At 45.1% G+C, this 17,716-nt stretch carries 8 protein-coding genes; all 8 read left to right on the top strand.

Annotation, left to right across the window (positions count from 1 at the left end; translation table 11 throughout):
- The first annotated feature begins 153 nt into the window (after positions 1-153).
- The 8 genes from BA1DRAFT_RS21485 to BA1DRAFT_RS20005 all read left to right on the top strand — a co-directional run bounded on the left by BA1DRAFT_RS21485 (position 154) and on the right by BA1DRAFT_RS20005 (position 15,970).
- Positions 154-738 carry a hypothetical protein gene (locus BA1DRAFT_RS21485; RefSeq protein ID WP_152544362.1) on the top strand — a complete coding sequence of 195 codons (585 nt, stop codon included), beginning with the start codon at positions 154-156 and terminating at the stop codon, positions 736-738.
- On the top strand, positions 735-953 hold the full coding sequence (locus BA1DRAFT_RS20030; RefSeq protein ID WP_036774990.1) for a hypothetical protein: 219 nt from the start codon (positions 735-737) through the stop codon (positions 951-953). The genes BA1DRAFT_RS21485 and BA1DRAFT_RS20030 overlap by 4 nt, the downstream gene beginning before the upstream one ends.
- A 242-nt stretch (positions 954-1,195) precedes the next feature.
- Entirely contained in the window at positions 1,196-1,414 is a 219-nt protein-coding gene (locus BA1DRAFT_RS24740) for a polymorphic toxin type 50 domain-containing protein (RefSeq protein ID WP_082303738.1), read from the top strand.
- A 23-nt stretch (positions 1,415-1,437) separates the two neighbouring features.
- A complete protein-coding gene (locus BA1DRAFT_RS20025; protein WP_051560891.1) occupies positions 1,438-1,746 on the top strand; it encodes a MafI2 family immunity protein in 309 nt (102 codons plus the stop codon).
- A 42-nt stretch (positions 1,747-1,788) separates the two neighbouring features.
- Positions 1,789-2,637 (top strand): hypothetical protein, encoded by an 849-nt coding sequence (locus BA1DRAFT_RS21480; protein WP_051560889.1) that lies wholly within the window; start codon positions 1,789-1,791, stop codon positions 2,635-2,637.
- Positions 2,634-3,089, top strand: a complete 456-nt coding sequence (locus BA1DRAFT_RS20015; protein ID WP_036782940.1) for an immunity 42 family protein — start codon at positions 2,634-2,636, stop codon at positions 3,087-3,089. The genes BA1DRAFT_RS21480 and BA1DRAFT_RS20015 overlap by 4 nt, the downstream gene beginning before the upstream one ends.
- Before the next feature lie 552 nt (positions 3,090-3,641).
- The gene (locus BA1DRAFT_RS20010) at positions 3,642-4,970 is read left to right on the top strand and encodes an MFS transporter (RefSeq protein ID WP_036782937.1); all 1,329 of its coding nucleotides are present in this window, start codon (positions 3,642-3,644) and stop codon (positions 4,968-4,970) included.
- A gap of 1,079 nt (positions 4,971-6,049) precedes the next feature.
- Entirely contained in the window at positions 6,050-15,970 is a 9,921-nt protein-coding gene (locus tag BA1DRAFT_RS20005) for a non-ribosomal peptide synthetase (protein ID WP_036782933.1), read from the top strand.
- Positions 15,971-17,716 lie beyond the last annotated feature (1,746 nt).

The following is a 17,716-nucleotide window of genomic DNA, read 5'->3' as shown; positions in this document are numbered from 1 at the left end:
CATTGGAAAAAACGGGTGGTAACTGGCTGAGGGCATTGGGAAAATCGGTGTTTGGCGGTCAACGTCGCAATGGAATGCGTTGTTGCGGATAATAATGCCCTAGCTATACCAATGCCACCACCACCGATAGCCGGTTCAAACACGGGTGAAACCGTGAATGAAGCAAATCAGACAATAGCTTCAGCTGTGGACAAAAAATTGAAGGAAATGGGAGAATCTATAGATAAAGCGACTCAATGTTCCTTTGGCCGGGTATGTTCGTCAGATTATGTAGATGGTGAGAATCAACCCAATATATCAAAGGATCTGACAGATTCAGAGAAAGCCGAACTTGGTGGTTCAGGAACAGGAACACCGGGAGGACATGATCCAGAAGATGAGCAGAATGCCAGAAATAACAATCATATTGGCAAATGGTCAGTTGATGAATTGTCAAATGGAGCAAAATATACAGATCCGGCCTCAAAAAAAGGCGATTTGACACTTGCTGGTCGCGCTCTACAAAAACATGGTAGTCGGCCAGGTAGCATTTTTCCAGAGGCTAAAGGAAACCCATCTGCGATAAATGAACAAGGCCAAAAAATTGTAGATAGTATATTGAATGACCCGAACAAAAAGGTGATTCAAAGTAATACAGGACGATACGGTCAAGTTACTGATGTTATATCTTCTAGTGGGCGTGGATTACGTTATGATGCTCAAGGTAGGCTTATAGGATTTTTGGAACCACCGAAATGACAAATAAATTAACAGCACAAATAGCGAGCTTGCCAGATCGAGAGAATGTTGTTTACGAGATCTTTTGGGGTACAGATCAAGTAGCAGAAGTCTCGAATGAACCTGAGCATGGCATGAGAATAGAGATCTTTTCTTGTCCGAATGGAGGAATATGGAACTTTGACTTTAGAGAATTCCGTGCTCTTGTAGAGCAAGTAGAAAAAAATATTATCTAAATATTTACCCCCCGGTTTGTAAAAGCCGGGACTGTTTTTTTTAGCCTACTCCGTCAACATCACAATGGCGGTAGTAAAGTTAAACGGTTGCTTACTGAGCAGGCTGTTGTTCTCTAACCGCATCTGGGGAAAGTGGACTATCTGGCTGAAAAAGCGCGTCGGGGCATTATAGGCTGGGTATCAAGCTGCACAGGGAAAAATCGTTTATAACCGACTGAGTACATGCAGGTTTAAATAAAAGTATCATCACTGTTCCTCCACAAATATTGCTTCAGAAGATAGGAAGTGGACAACAGATTGGGAATATTCCTATTGGAACTCCTGGTTCAAAAGAACGAATTAATTATGGACATGTGATCGGGAATTACATAGATCCGCAAACAGGAGTTTCTATACCTACAACTAATGGGATTGTACATTATAGTAAAAGTGGTGTTCACATTGTCCCAGCGAGACCATAAGTGGTGAAAAAACAGGAGATTTTATGCGTAATAATACTGACTTATCTAGTTATTTAAAATTGTCAATACAAAGAGCTTTGCTTGGTAACATAACCCCTAATGTGAGATGTGTTATTGCTATGCTGAACAATAAAAATATTCAGCTGTTTTTTTATTATGATGGTGAATTCACTGAATATAACAAAGAGATTACATCAGAAGTTGAAACTGAGGTCATAGCGGATTTTGAAGGCGATTTTACTATCAGCACCCATATGGAACGTCTCGATTATCCCCAGCCAATAAAAGTTGGCAATGGATATTGTGTGTATTTAAGAAACGAAAAACTGTAAAGCTGCTCACCTAATCACCGTGAACAGCCTCAATCTGGTTCGGTGTCAAACTACACGACAGAGAAAAAAGTTGTTGTAGACAACAACCACCTCCTCAGTGTGGAGAAGAACCAATCGCGCAGTGAGGAACTGGTTAATTGTCAGGGTGATAGCAGTTGCCGTTCTGCCGTTAGGGATAAATATCGGCAGGAGTATGACAAGGTTCAGGAGCGGATAGCAACGTGTTCAGGGGCTGACCAGTGCGTTGCCGTTGCCAAAGAGCTGCGGGCATTGCAAGGTGACTACAGTGCTCGAATAGGCGAAATTCAGGAAAAAGCCAGAATGCAGGGGCTGGATTCCCTCACGCCGGCAGAAGTACGGGAATGGGCAGATTTACGGGGTGCTATGTCGAATATTGACGCATCACGGAATTTAGTGCTCCATCGTGCCCAAGTCACTGGCGGTTCAGAAGAAACGACCCAGGAAATCGTGAAGATTATGGGGCAGACGGGAATTGCGGCGTCTGCGGGAGTGGCCGGAGGGATCAGTAAGGCTGGAGCAAAAGGAGTCAAGGGAAGTGCTGTACCAGTACCTAATCCAGTGACAGCGAATAATGGGTTAGTTTATAAATCAAATCCTAAACATACTCTTGGTGGTGATGGAAATCGCCGTAATGTGAGAATAGAACCAAAAGATTCATTGAAACTTTTTGAAAACTCAATTCTAAGCTCCAAAAATTATGGTAATAAAGAAGTTAGATTCTCTAAGGATGAAAAAGGTAATATTCATAGGTTCGAAGGTACCAATGGGGAATATCACTGGAATGGCAGCTCTGGAGATATAAAAAATCAGTTAATAAGTAAACAGGTGCCAAGCGACATCCAAAAGAAATTGGGAGTTAGGTTGAAATGATTTATGGCGATCCGTTTTATTTTTCTCTTCAGTTCGATGTTGTTGAATCATGGAACTCATCTGATGGCTTTTGGAAAAATGGCATCTTCTTTTTCTATTTGGATGGACATAAAATATTTGATCTTTTAGATGTTTTTGAGCTGAAAACAACCTTCAGTTTTTATTTAAATATGAAAATAGATGAATTGGTATGTAATGATGTCAACATTGAACCAGTTAGCCTGTATAGAAATGCTGAGAACTATTTCACAGGGGATGGAGAAAATCTCATTGAGGGGTTGTTCGATATGACATGTACACCAATGGGAGATAATGGATATTATGTTTATTTCATGAAAACGAGCCATAATGATCGTTTTGTATGGAGTAATGATGATGGAAAAACAATAAATGAAACATTATTACCATCTGGTACTGTAAGCTCTGTAATTAAAAAATTATCTAATTCTTAATGTTAGCTCGGACAAAATGAACTGCCCTCAAATGTTAGACAATCATCCGACATTCAAAAGGGGCAGTTCATTATGTCTGGAAAAACTGATTATAACCGACTGAGTACATGAGGAAAAAGTGTGTTCGCGGTTAGTGTCTTTTGATGGAAATAGCACGGTATAAGCGCCCTAAAGGATATACTTTTTTAACTTTACCTAGAAACGCAAGTGGAAAAATCATAAAAGAGCAATTAAGACAATTGATTAGGAATTCCTGAGATCCCAAGAGAGGGATGGATTATTAGAATTACGTGTCTTTAGTTATTATTAATGTGAATTCAGAGAACAGAGATTTTAAATTAAAGGCATAACTGTCAGTCAATGGAAATATTTCATGTAAATATTATAAATTGAAAATAATAACGTCAATTATGTTTTTCATGGTGATAATATGGATATTAATAAAATTAACTTAGGAAACATTGAAAATAAATTTTCTTTACATCTAATATTAAACTGATAATTTATCTTTATAGTCAAAGGGAGTGAATTTTATGACATTGGTGATTTAAGATGGATAGCACTAAAACAGTTAGTATTCAACATATTATTGATAATCAAAAATTCTCGAAAGTTCAATGGCAAGTCTTAATTTTATGTTTCTTAATTGTTGTTATTGATGGTTTTGACACGGTATTAATGGGGTATATTGCACCAGCCGTGGTCAATGATTTTAAAGTAGATGGTGCTATTCTTGGGCTGGCTATGAACGCCGCTCTTGTTGGGTTATCGTTAGGCTCGATTTTTGCCGGTCCACTTGCGGATCGGTTTGGTCGAAAGTCAGTGTTGACAATATCCGTCACTGTTTTTGGCCTGTTTAGTCTTGCTACCGCTGCCGCAGATTCAATACAGATATTAATTATTTTGCGTTTTTTGACTGGGTTAGGTCTTGGTGCGGCAATGTCAAATGCAATAACCTTAATATCTGAATATGCACCAGAGAATCGGCGATCTTTGTTAATAAATATCGTTTTTTGTGGTTTTCTTCTTGGCGCGGCAGTGGGTGGGATCATTTCTGCATGGATTATTCCCCATTTTGGTTGGCAAGGAGTTTTGATTTTAGGGGGTATTCTGCCGTTATTGCTAGCGCTATTTCTTTTTTCTCTATTACCTGAATCACTTAGGTATTTGGTTTTGAAAGGTGGCCCAGAGGATAATAATAATATAAGACGAATTTTGTCTAAAATGACCGGTAATACTTTAAATGATATAAACAAGTTTACCTTTGATGAAGAAGAAATTATACATAAATCGTCAATTAAAACGGTTTTGTCCAATCGATTCTTAGTCGGGACGATAATGTTATGGATAACCTATTGCATGGGAGCATTGGTTTTTTATGTTCTGACAAGTTGGATGCCGTTTTTAATGAACGATGTTGGTTTCACTATTAGCATGGCGGCAACACTGACAGCATTATTTCCTTTGGGAGGCGTAATAAGCACGGTTTTTTCCGGTTGGCTAATGGATCGAATTAATCCTCATAAAGTCGTTGCAACGAGTTATGCCCTGGCTGGTATTTTGGTTTTTTTTATTGGTCGGGAAGAAAATGTATTATTATTGAGTATTCTTATATTTCTTGCAGGGGTAACGATGAATGGCGCTCAGGCGTCGATGGGATCAATCTCTGCACAATTTTATCCTACTCATTGTCGGGCAACCGGGGTTGCCTGGATGTTAGGCTTTGGAAGATTCGGTGGGATTTTCGGTACTTTATTTGGCGCAGAATTAATCAAGCTTGAATTAAGTTATAGCACTATTTTTGCCATTTTGTCTATTCCGGCTATTATAGCCGCTTTATCCTTAACATTTAAGGATGTGAGTTATAGAAGGCATAAATAGATAATTTTATAAAAATAGCAATTAGTTAATATATTAAAAACAGCTAGTGTTAATATCCATATTGTTTTTAAAGTAATATTAATCATAAAATTTAAATTAATATCGTCATTGTTTTTTATTATTTCAATAAATAATCCAATGTAGGTATTTAGTTATAAATATATGTGATGAAAAATTTATATTTGAAATTTTAATGAGATGTAGAGTATTTTGAAATTAAATTATTTGGATGGAAGGATATTTAATTTGGGCGATAGTCAATATTATTGGATAATATATAGATTACGTTGTGTATTATTATGAAGCAATGAAAAATTAAGTTGTTTTAATTTGAAATTGTTTCTTGGTGGTTGTTGATATAATAACATTTGTATTTTTTTATGTTCTAATTATTACAGGATATATGTAGTTAAGTTAAATATAATTTGTATTTGTTCATCTTTGGTATATTCGTTAGCGGTATTGTCTTATTGTTGAAAAATAATTTTTTATGAATTATTTTTAGCTTGACGTTATATTTTGATATGATTGAATATGCAGGATTATTTTATGCCTATTAAATAACTGTCTTTGAAATTAGTATGTCCTTTTATTATTGGAATGAAGACTGTTTTATAGGTGATTGTCAAAGTAATATTTTGATAATTGAATGTAAATTGGTCTGTTTTGTCTTTAAGAATACTTGGTTTGTTTTTGAAATGATTTTAATTAGGTATTAATGGAAAACGGATAAAATATAAAGGTTATTTGGTAATTATGGATAATAAATGCAGTTAATGGTTAAGTTTTTAATTATGGAATTCAGCGTCAGTCAACAAAAATTGCAGTCAATTAATCGAGCTTATCTAAAAAATGGGAACAAAGATAGAATATCTCATTCCGTTAATCAGGAGAATTAGAGTCGAAAAATGGCTAAGTAGCCGCTATTAATCGGGCAGTGGCATCCGGTATCTAAGTCTCTTGGATGGATAGCAGATGTATCTATTTTTATTTTTGGGCAAGAAGTAGGAGAGAAACATTAGTGATGACTGTCGGGAATGACGGTTTTCAAATTTCTAACAGATTCATTGAGGTAGTAGATGAAAAATAACATTGCTAAAGTGGGAAGTGCGTTTAAAACTCAGACGTCAGAAAATATGACCGACGCAAATGACGTTTCACAACAGACTCGAAATACAAAGAATATCCTTGAGAGACTCACACCCAGTGAATTATTTTGGTATGAGCGTCTTGCTGCTTTGCAACCCCTCCAGTTACCTTTCGAAACCGCCGGAGAACAAACAGAACCCAGATGGACAATGAGCGCTTGGCAGTCCCCTCTACCCAAAAATGGTGAAGAGGAGCCATTGCGAACGTTGTTGCAGACTTTTGTCATTTACCTTGCGCGCCTGACTCAACAGACCTCATTCCAAATCGGTTGGCGTGTGGATGAGGTAAAAGATGAGTTGGCAAATCTGGCGACGGTGGTGCCTATGGCCGTTGAGGTAGCGCTTGATAAGCCTTGGCGTGAGGTAGCTGGCTGGGTTGATGATGAGCTGTCCCGGTTGGAGCAATACGGTACATTTAGTTGTGATCTCTTCTCTTGTTCTCCTTCGTTGCAGGCTATCCCGGCGTTGGCAACCAGTCGGCCGTGGCGAATCGCCGTCTCGTTGATAAAGGATGATAAGCCACGTGATCAGAAGATATCTGGCGAATTGTTGACCTTCCAGATAAATGAGCAGGGCGGTTTTCGCTGGATCTATGATGAAAACCGTCTGAGCACGGAAGTTGTCTTACGGATGAGTGAGCACTTACAGGTGCTGGCAGCATCGAAAAAGATGGGGGATGAAATTCCCGTTGGCCAGCTTAATTTGTTGCCTGAGGCTGAACGTACATTGTTACTGGAAACTTGGAACACGACTGAAATCCCTTATCCTGACCCGTTATGTATTCATCAGTTATTTGAGCAACAGGTAGAGCAAACTCCAGAGGCCACGGCGTTAGAGTATCAAGGGCAAAGACTCAGTTATGCTGAATTAAATGCTGGCGCTAACCGGCTGGCGCACCAGTTGATTGCATTGGGCGTCTTACCGGACCAGCGAGTAGCGATCTGTGTAGCACGCTCCCCGGCGATGGTGGTGGCGCTGTTGGCGGTGCTGAAAGCTGGCGGGGCCTATGTGCCGCTGGATTCAACCTACCCGGCGGAACGTCTGGCGTTTATCCTAAATGATACTGCCCCGTCAGTGGTGTTGGCTGATGCGGCTGGTCGGGAAGCGTTGGGTGAAGCCGCGCTGACTGGGTTAACAGTGCTTGACCCGAATATCCTCCCTGACCAACCGGACAGCAATCCATTGGTGGCTGCGTTGACGCCACAGCATCTGGCCTATGTGATTTACACCTCCGGTTCAACCGGGCAGCCGAAAGGGGTGATGATAGAACATCAGGCGATTTATCAACGTATTCTGGGAGTTAATGACACCTATGCCGTCACTGCGCAAGATCGGGTGTTACAATTTTCCGCGTTTGCGTTTGATGTTTCAGTAGAGGAATTCTTCTCGGCATTATGTAATGGAGCTGCACTGGTTATTCGGGATGATAGCTGGCTGGCTTCGATACAGGAGTTTATTGCTTTAACTCGGCAGCATCGTATTACTATCGTTTCTCTGCCAACCCTATTCTGGTCTGAACTGGCAGCCAGAGAGCCAGGGTTGCCGCTGCCGGATTGCCTCCGGCTCATCATGATTGGCGGTGAGGCGGTGAAAAAGAACGCTGTTCAGGACTGGTTTAAGCAGGAAGGCTACCGGCCCCGATTATTGAACGGTTATGGCCCGACGGAAAATACCGTGACGGTGACTTATAAGGAGCTATTATCCCCGGAAGATGCCCGTTCTATCGGTCGGCCAGCTAAAAATTCCCGCATCTATGTGTTGGATAGAGAGGGACAACCGGTTCCATTGGGTGGCATTGGCGAAATGTACATTGGTGGCGTGGGCGTGGCTCGGGGTTATCTGAACAGACCTACATTGAGCGCGGAACGTTTTCTGCCGGACCCCTTTAGCTCGGTATCCGACGCGCGGATGTATCGCTCTGGGGATTTGGCCCGCTTTCTGTCGGACGGTGATCTGGAATTTCTGGGCCGTAACGATGAGCAAGTTAAAATCCGTGGCTTCCGGGTTGAGTTGGGGGAAATTGAAACCCGTTTGGTGGAACACCCGGCGGTACAAGAAGCGGCGGTACTGGCACTGGATGACGGGCAGCACAAGCGACTGGTCGCCTATGTGGCGGCACAAGCGCATGAGAGATTGGCTGCTGATTTACGTGAATACTTGAGTGCGATTTTACCTGATTATATGGTTCCGGTCGCTTTTGTGCGTCTGGATACCTTCCCGCAAACTCCGAGCGGAAAACTGGATCGTCGGGCATTACCGGCGCCAAGAGAGGAAGATTTTGCCCGTCAGATTTATGAGGCGCCGCAAGGGGAGGCTGAGATCGCCCTGGCAGCTATCTGGCGTGAATTATTGGGCATTGAGCAGATAAGTCGGCATGACAGTTTCTTTGCGTTAGGCGGCCATTCACTGCTTGCTGTACGCATGATTGAACGTCTGCGTCACTTGGGATTGACACTCACGGCGCGTGATCTGTTCCAGTCGTCGGCGCTGTCAGCGCTGGCCCAAGTGTTGGGACAGCACCAGGCCGTGATAATACCGCCTAATGTCATTACTCCTACCACTACGGCATTGACGCCGGAGATGTTGCCGCTGATTGATCTGACTCAGACTGATATCGATCGTATCGTTGAACTGGCGCCGGGCGGGATGGCCAATATTCAAGATATCTATGCGTTGTCGCCGTTGCAGGACGGTATTCTGTTCCACCACTTGTTGGAACAGGAAGGCGACCCGTATCTGTTGCACTATCCGGTGGTCTTTGCTAACCGAGCTCTGCTGGACCGTTATTTGGCGGCAGTGCAACAGGCGATTGATCGTCATGACACCCTGCGAACGGCTTTTATTTGGCAAGGATTGTCAGCCCCGGCACAAGTGGTCTTGCGTCGGGCACAGTTGCCTGTGACGGAGCTGACGCTGGACCCGGCTGACGGCCCAGTCATTGAGCAGTTAACCCGGCGTTTTGATCCGAGTCAGTATCGTCTTGATCTGGGGCAGGCTCCGTTATTGCATTTTGTTGCCGCTCAGGAAACGGATGGGCGTTGGTTTTTACTGGAAGTGCAGCATCACTTGATTGGCGACCATGAAACGATGGAGGTGATGCACCGTGAAGTACGGGCCTATTTTGCCGGGCAGGAAGAACATCTGCCTACGCCGGCTCCTTTCCGCAATCTGGTAGCTCAGTCCCGGCTAGGGGTGAGTCAGGAAGCGCATACCCGTTTCTTTACCGACATGTTGGCGGAGGTGGATGAGCCAACGTTGCCATTCGGGCTGGCGGAAGTGCATCGTGACGGCTCTCGAATGACGGAATCCTATCGGATGCTGACCACCACGTTAAATGATCGCCTGCGCAGTCAAGCCCGGCGCTTGGGTGTTAGTCTGGCGGCTTTGTGCCATCTGGCCTGGGCGCAGGTACTGTCGCGTACCAGCGGACAAGAGAAAGTGGTGTTTGGCACCGTCCTGTTTGGACGTATGGCGGCAGGGGAAGGGGCAGACAATGGCATGGGGCTGTTTATGAATACCTTGCCGTTGCGTCTGGATATCGATGATACCCCGGTACAGGATAGCGTGCGTGCGGTTCAGCTCCAATTGGCGGAATTGCTGGAGCATGAGCATGCTTCACTGGCGCTGGCCCAACGGTGCAGTGGGGTACAGGGTGAGAACCCTCTCTTTAGCGCTCTGTTTAACTATCGCCATAATGAGCAACCGGCGGCGCTGGATGAGACGATGGCCGGGATTGAATTCCTGGGGGAACAGGAACGGACCAACTATCCATTTGGCCTGTCGGTGGAGGATGGTGGTTCTACGTTGGGGTTGACCGCTCAGGTGGTACAACCGTTTGAGCCAGATCGACTATGCGGTTATATGCAGCAGGCGCTGGAAAGTCTGGTGGAAGCCCTTGAACAGGCCCCGGAGACGCCGATACGGGTGCTAAATGTCCTGCCCGAAACGGAACGGACACTGTTACTGGAAACCTTGAATGCCACAGAAATCCCTTATCCTGACCCATTATGTATTCACCAACTGTTTGAACAACAGGTAGAGAAAACCCCGGAAGCGATCGCGTTAGTATATGAAGAGCAAACGCTCAGTTATGCCGAATTAAATGCTAGCGCCAACCGCCTTGCCCACCAACTGATTGCATTGGGCGTGATACCGGATCAGCGGGTGGCAATTTGCATGGCACGCTCACCGGCGGTAGTGGTGGCTTTGTTGGCGGTGCTGAAAGCGGGCGGGGCTTATGTGCCGCTGGACCCGACTTATCCGGGAGAACGCTTGGCGTATATCCTGAATGATACGGCTCCGTCAGTGGTATTGGCTGATGAAGCTGGTCGTGCGGCGCTTGGCGAGCAGGCACTGGCCGGGTTGACGGTACTTGACCCGAATATTCTGCCAGACCAGCCGGACAGTAACCCTCAGGTAGCCGAATTGACGCCACAACATCTGGCGTATGTCATCTATACCTCCGGTTCAACCGGGCAGCCGAAAGGGGTGCTGATAGAACATCAGGCGCTGTATCAACGTCATCAGGGCTTTAATGACACCTATGCCGTCACTGAGCAAGACCGGTTATTACAATTTGCCTCTTTTGCGTTTGATGTTTCAGTAGAGGAGTGCTGCTTGTCATTGTGTAATGGCGCCACATTAGTGATGCGTGATGAGCGTTGGCTAACTTCTATGCAGGAATTTATTACCTTAGCCCGGCAAAACCGTATCACTGTGATGTCTCTGCCGGCGTTATTTTGGTCCGAACTGGTTGCCAGAGGTAATGGATTACCGTTACCGGATTGCCTCAGACTCATCATCATTGGGGGTGAGGCAGTGAAAAAGAGCGCCGTTCAGGATTGGTTTACGCAAGAAATCCACCGACCTCGACTATTGAACGCCTATGGCCCGACGGAAAATACCGTGACGGCGACCTGTAAGGAGATATTATTCCCGACAGACGATCGTTCTATCGGTCGGCCGGTTAAAAATACCCGTATTTACCTGCTGGACAAATACGGTCAGCCCGTTCCATTAGGCTGCGTTGGCGAAATGTATATTGGCGGCGTGGGCGTAGCACGGAGTTATCTTAACCAGTCGGAATTGAGTGCGGAACGTTTTATAGCCGATCCTTTTAGTCCGGTATCCGGTGCGCGAATGTATCGTACCGGCGATTTAGCCCGCTACCTGCCGGATGGCGAGCTGGAATTTCTGGGCCGTAACGACGAGCAGGTAAAAATTCGGGGTTTCCGGATCGAACTAGGGGAGATTGAAACCCGGTTGATCGAACACCCGGCGGTACGAGAAGCGGCGGTGCTAGCATTGGATGACGGGCAGCATAAACGGCTGGTCGCCTATGTGGCAGCGGAAGCGCATGAGAGATTAGCCGCTGATTTACGTGAATACTTGAGTGCTATTTTACCTGACTATATGGTTCCGGTGGCCTTTGTACGTATGGATGCTTTCCCGCAGACGCCGAACGGCAAGTTAGATCGCCGGGCATTACCGGCGCCGCGGGAAGAGGATTTTGCCCGTCAGGTCTATGAAGCGCCGCAAGGGGAAGCAGAGATCGCCCTGGCTGCCATCTGGAGTGAGTTATTGGGTATTGAGCAGATTAGCCGACATGACAGCTTCTTTGTGTTGGGCGGTCATTCATTGCTCGCTGTACGCATGATTGAACGCTTGCGTCACTTGGGGTTGACTCTGACGGCGCGGGCTCTGTTCCAATTTCCGGTGTTGTCAGACTTGGCCCAAACATTGGGACAACATCAGGCTGTCGTGGTGCCGCCTAACGTCATCACCCCGGCCACTACGACGCTGACGCCGGAAATGTTGCCGCTGATTGATCTGACTCAGACTGATATTGATCGCATCGTCGGGCAGGTACCGGGTGGAGTGGCTAATATTCAGGATATCTATGCGTTGTCGCCGCTGCAGGACGGTATCCTGTTCCATCACTTGTTGGAACAGAAAGGCGACCCGTATCTGTTGCTCTATCCGGTGATCTTTGAGAATCGCTCGCTATTGGACCGTTATCTGGCGGCGGTACAACAGGCGATTGATCGCCATGACATCTTGCGGACGGCTTTTATCTGGCAAGGATTATCAGTTCCGGCGCAAGTGGTCTGGCGTCAGGCACGGTTGCCTGTGACGGAACTGACGTTAGACCCGGCTGACGGCCCAGTTATTGACCAGTTAACCCGGCGTTTTGATCCGGGGCACTATCGTCTTAATTTGAGTCAGGCGCCGTTACTGCATTTTGTCATCACTCAGGAAACTGATGGCCGCTGGTTCTTACTGGAATTGCAGCATCACTTGATTGGCGACCATGAAACGTTGGAAGTGATGCACCGTGAAGTGCGGGCCTATTTTACCGGGCAGGGGGATAGCTTGCCTGCGCCGGTTCCTTTCCGCAATCTGGTGGCTCAGACTCGGTTGAAGGGGGATCAGGCAGCACATACCCGTTTCTTTACCGACATGTTGGCGGAGGTGGATGAACCAACATTCCCATTCGGGCTGGCGGAAGTACATCGTGACGGCTCTCAAATGAGGGAATTTCATCGGATGCTGGCGCCTGAGCTGAATGATCGTCTGCGCAGCCTGGCCCGGCGTTTCGGTGTCAGTTTGGCGGCGTTGTGTCATCTGGCTTGGGCACAGGTACTGTCGCATACCAGCGGGCAAGAGAAAGTGGTGTTTGGCACTGTTCTGTTTGGGCGGATGGAAGCGGGAGAGGGGGCAGACAATGGCATGGGGCTGTTTATGAATACCCTGCCGTTGCGATTGGATATCGATGATACCCCGATACAGGATAGCGTGCGTGCGGTACATTTGCGCCTGGCCGGGTTGCTGGAGCATGAGCATGCTTCACTGGCGCTGGCCCAGCGGTGCAGTGGTATTGCCAGCGGCACGCCGCTCTTTAGCGCTCTGTTCAACTATCGACATAATGCCTTATCGGCAATGTCGGATGACATCATCGCAGGCGTTGAATTTCTGGACGGACAGGAGCGGACTAACTACCCATTTGGGCTGTCGGTGGAGGATGGTGGTTCCTCGTTGGGGCTAACCGCTCTGGTGGTGCAGCCGTTTGCGCCAGAGAGACTATGCGATTATATGCAGCAGGCGCTGGAAAGTCTGGTGGAAGCGCTTGAACAGGCGCCAGAGACGCCGGTACGCGCATTGAACATCCTGCCTGAAACGGAACGTGCATTGTTGCTGGAGACCTGGAATACCACGGAAAACCCGTATCCTGACCCATTATGTGTTCACCAACTGTTTGAGCAACAGGTAGAGAAAACCCCGGAGGCGACTGCGTTAGTATATGAAGAGCAAAGTTTCAGCTATGCCGAATTAAATGCTCGCGCCAACCGCCTTGCCCATCAATTGATGACATTAGGCGTCGTCCCAGATCAAAGAGTAGCGATTTGCATGGCACGTTCCCCGGCGATAGTGGAGGCGTTGTTGGCGGTGCTGAAAGCGGGCGGGGCTTATGTGCCGCTGGACCCGGCTTATCCGGGAGAACGTCTGGCGTATATTTTGGATGATACGGCCCCGTCAGTGGTACTGGTTGATGAAGCTGGCCGGACGGCGCTTGGCGAACGGGCACTGGCCGGACTGACGGTACTTGATTCGAACACCCTGCCAGACCAGCCGGACAGTAACCCACAGGTAATCGGATTGACGCCACAACATCTCGCTTATGTTATCTATACCTCCGGTTCAACCGGGCAGCCGAAAGGGGTGATGATAGAACATCAGGCGGTGTATCAACGTCATCTGGGTTTTAACGAAACCTATGCGGTTACTGCGCAAGACCGGCTGTTACAATTCGCCTCTTTTGCGTTTGACGTTTCAGTAGAAGAGTGCTGCTTGTCATTATGTAATGGCGCCACATTAGTCATGCGTGATGATCGCTGGCTGACTTCGATGCAGGAGTTTATTGCCTTGGCCTGGCAGAACCGTATCACAGTAATGTCGCTGCCGACGCTATTTTGGTCTGAACTGATTGCCAGAGACAACCCATTACCGCTACCGGATTGCCTCAGATTCATCATTATTGGTGGTGAAGCGGTTAAAAAGAGCGCTATTCAGGACTGGTTTGCGCGGGAAACCCACCGACCTCGACTATTGAATGCCTATGGTCCGACGGAAAATACCGTAACGGCGACCTGTAAGGAGATATTATCCCTGGCTGATGATAGTTCTATCGGCCGACCGCTTAAAAATACCTGCGTCTACCTACTGGACAGATATGGTCAACCGGTCCCATTAGGCTGCGTTGGCGAAATGTATATTGGCGGCGTCGGGGTTGCACGGGGTTATCTTAACCAGCCGGAATTAAGTGCGGAACGTTTTATAGCCGATCCTTTTAGTCCGGTATCCGGTGCACGGATGTATCGCACAGGGGATTTGGCCCGTTACTTACCGGACGGTAATCTAGAATTTCTGGGCCGTAATGACGAGCAGGTGAAAATTCGCGGCTTCCGAATTGAGTTAGGGGAGATTGAAATCCGGTTGTTGGAACACTCGGCAGTGCAAGAGGCGGCGGTGTCGGTGTGGGAGGATGGTCGAGACAAACATTTGGTCGCTTATGTGGTAGCAGAGGCGAATGAAGGTTTGACGAGCAGTTTGCGTGCTCATCTGAGCGCCATTTTGCCAGATTATATGGTGCCGTCAGCGTTTGTGCGTTTGGATACCTTCCCGCAAACCCCGAACGGCAAGCTAGATCACCGGGCATTACCGGCACCGCGGGAGGAAGATTTTTCCCGTCAGATCTATGAAGCGCCGCAAGGGGAAACTGAGACAACTCTGGCGGCTATTTGGGGTGAGTTACTGGGTATTGAGCGGGTCAGCCGCCATGACAACTTCTTCGCATTGGGCGGCCATTCATTGCTCGCTATGCGAATGATAAATATTGCCGCTGGTCGGGGGATGATTTGCACATTAAATACCTTGTTCCAATTCCCGGTGCTGGCTGAACTGGCTGCAAAAATCACCTCAGATTTACTGTCTCAGCCGCAAAATAGTGCTATATCGGTACGACTTGATGGAACAGAGCTGCCGCTGTTCTTTGTGCCCAGCGGCATGGGTGACTACTCCTATGCCTTCGGGTTGGCTCAGCATATTCCGTCGGACTACCCGATTTATGCGCTGCCTTGGCCTTCCATCAGTGAAGAACCGATGTCAACGATGGAAGAGCAGGCTGCCAGAATGATCACCTTGATGAAAGCCGTTCAACCGGCAGGCCCATATCGGATAAGTGGTTACTCTTCTGGCGGAATATTGGCTTATGCCATTGCCCAACAGCTTTTGAGTGCTGGCGAGCGAGTTAATTTCCTGGGGCTGATTGACACGCTTGCTCCTCATTGCTTTTGTGAGCAGATAGAGCAACCAAAACATCAATTCTTTGCTGAATTGGTCAGGCAATTAGGGGAAGAACAGACCGAAGAGATTGCTGAGTTGCATCAGCGAATCGATGAATTGAATTTGGTGCAATTTATTGCAGCGGCTCAGGAACTGGCGTTATATCCCGCCAATTTGGGTGCTGACTTAATAGCAAAACGTTGGGAACAGATAGAACATTATGATCAAATAGTCAAAGATTATAAGCCACAAGCATTAGCGGTAACGTTGCATCAGTTTTATGCGATGGAACCTTACCCGTCTATTTCTTTTGTGACGGATAAAAAGTCAGAGCCTTTAAATATCGATCCATCGCTAGGTTGGGCGCAGATAATAGCTGAGACTTCGCTTAAACTGATTGCAATGCCGGGTAATCATTTTAGTTTATTGGAGGATGATGAGAATAAAATGGCTTTAGCTCAGGCTTTGAATAGGGCGTTGGAAATCGGTTTTGCAAAGGAGGTAGTGTAATTACTGATATAGTCAGGCGTTTTAAATAACTTAACCTTGATATGATAATCCGGTATATGTTTTTTATACCGGATTATTTTTTTACTTATTCTTTTTCCCAAGTTAACAGAGCTTTTCACTGATAGCTTTATGACGGCAGGTTTTAAACGGTTATTAAAAACCCCTGTTTTAACCTCCGGTTTTAATCGGTATCAGGTTTTAACCGCTGTTTTTATCATCTTTACTACCTGATTTTTATTCAGTTTAATCATCATGGCATATCGTGTTTTACATTTAACCAACGTTAATCATACCCGCTTTTTATCTTTACTGAGGTTGTTTACGCTCAATCCTGAGCGATTTCTATAGGTTATTTTTCGCCTAAATTAGGCCTGTAAATGGCCTGATGGTATTAAAGATACCCCCTTATGTTTTTTCAGATAATCAACGCGCTGTTTAGAATTTAAATCCTGCTGCATTAATCGTTTTACCCTTTTTTATTGCGTTATGTTTATAATCTGCTGAATAAAATAACAGGGAGAAAACACGTTAATATCGACATGCCGAATAACATTATTTTACCTGCTGATTTCTTTTCAACTCTCTGTGTAATGGTTAATAGCATTTGATTAAATGTAATTAACTGCCTTTGTAAAAAGTACATCTATTGCGTTAAATCCGTCTTTTACTTTCACATAAAACCTTTAAATTCTTTGTATTCTCACTTTTAAATGACCACAGCAAGGAATAAGCGCTTTTTATGCACTTTAATCCCTGTTAAAAAGCTGTTATTAACGGGATACCTACTTTTTTAATACTTAGCTGAGTTAATTACCGATAAAAAATCGCTTGCAATCCCTAAGAACGGGAAATACAAGTAAAAAGAGAAGGGATCTGTAAAACCATTATCATTACTAGGGTTTTCCTATTTTTTAAAGCAAAAATGCATCCAATAGATGGTTTTGATTAAGCAGTTTTTATAAACCTAATGATTTTTCGTTTCCTGATACGCATTTAACTGCCCTATGTTCATTAAACTGATGTTTAAGTTTTCTCTCTTCCCTGTATTTAACACTTCAACTTTAAAGCCCGAGCATATAACCGAGAGGCTAATAATATTTAAACTTAATGCCTGATTATTTCGTCATGTTTAATAATGCTAATCTAATCAATCTAAAAACTTATCGATTTTCTTTAATGATTGTCTCTGTTTTTCGTAAACCCTTTACAGCCCATGCAAAACCGCTTGTTTAAGTACATTAGCTTAATTCGGTTAATCCTGTTAAATATTTTTACTCTTATTACTGGATTAACGCAGTCACTTTGTTAATCAATTCAAGACTGGTTTTTCCGAATGTTTTTTCTGCCAATGTCAATGTTGCGTCGAATTTTCTACCCGTTTTTAAAAAACCTTAATCACCTGTTTTCACCGTTAATGATTAAAGTTTTCAGCTGTTCCTGATACGTATTTAACTGCCCTATGTTCATTAAACTGATGTTTAAGTTTCCTCTTTTTCCTGCACTTAGCTTTTTAACGTTAAAACCAGAGCAGATAATAGAGATGCTAATAATATTTAAACTTAATGCCTGATTATTTCGTCATGTTTAATACGGTTAATCTAATCAATCTAAAGATCTATCGATTTTCTTTAATGATTGTCTCTGCTTTTCATAAACCCCTTACAGCCCATGTAAAACCGCTTACTTAAGCACATTAGCTTAATTCGGTTAATCCGGTTAAATATTTTCACTCTTATTATTGGATTA

This window comes from Photorhabdus aegyptia, from assembly GCF_000612035.1.
Classification (GTDB): Bacteria; Pseudomonadota; Gammaproteobacteria; order Enterobacterales; family Enterobacteriaceae; genus Photorhabdus; species Photorhabdus akhurstii.
Note: the sequence above shows the minus strand (reverse complement) of the source record. Positions and strands in the feature narration are given on the sequence as shown.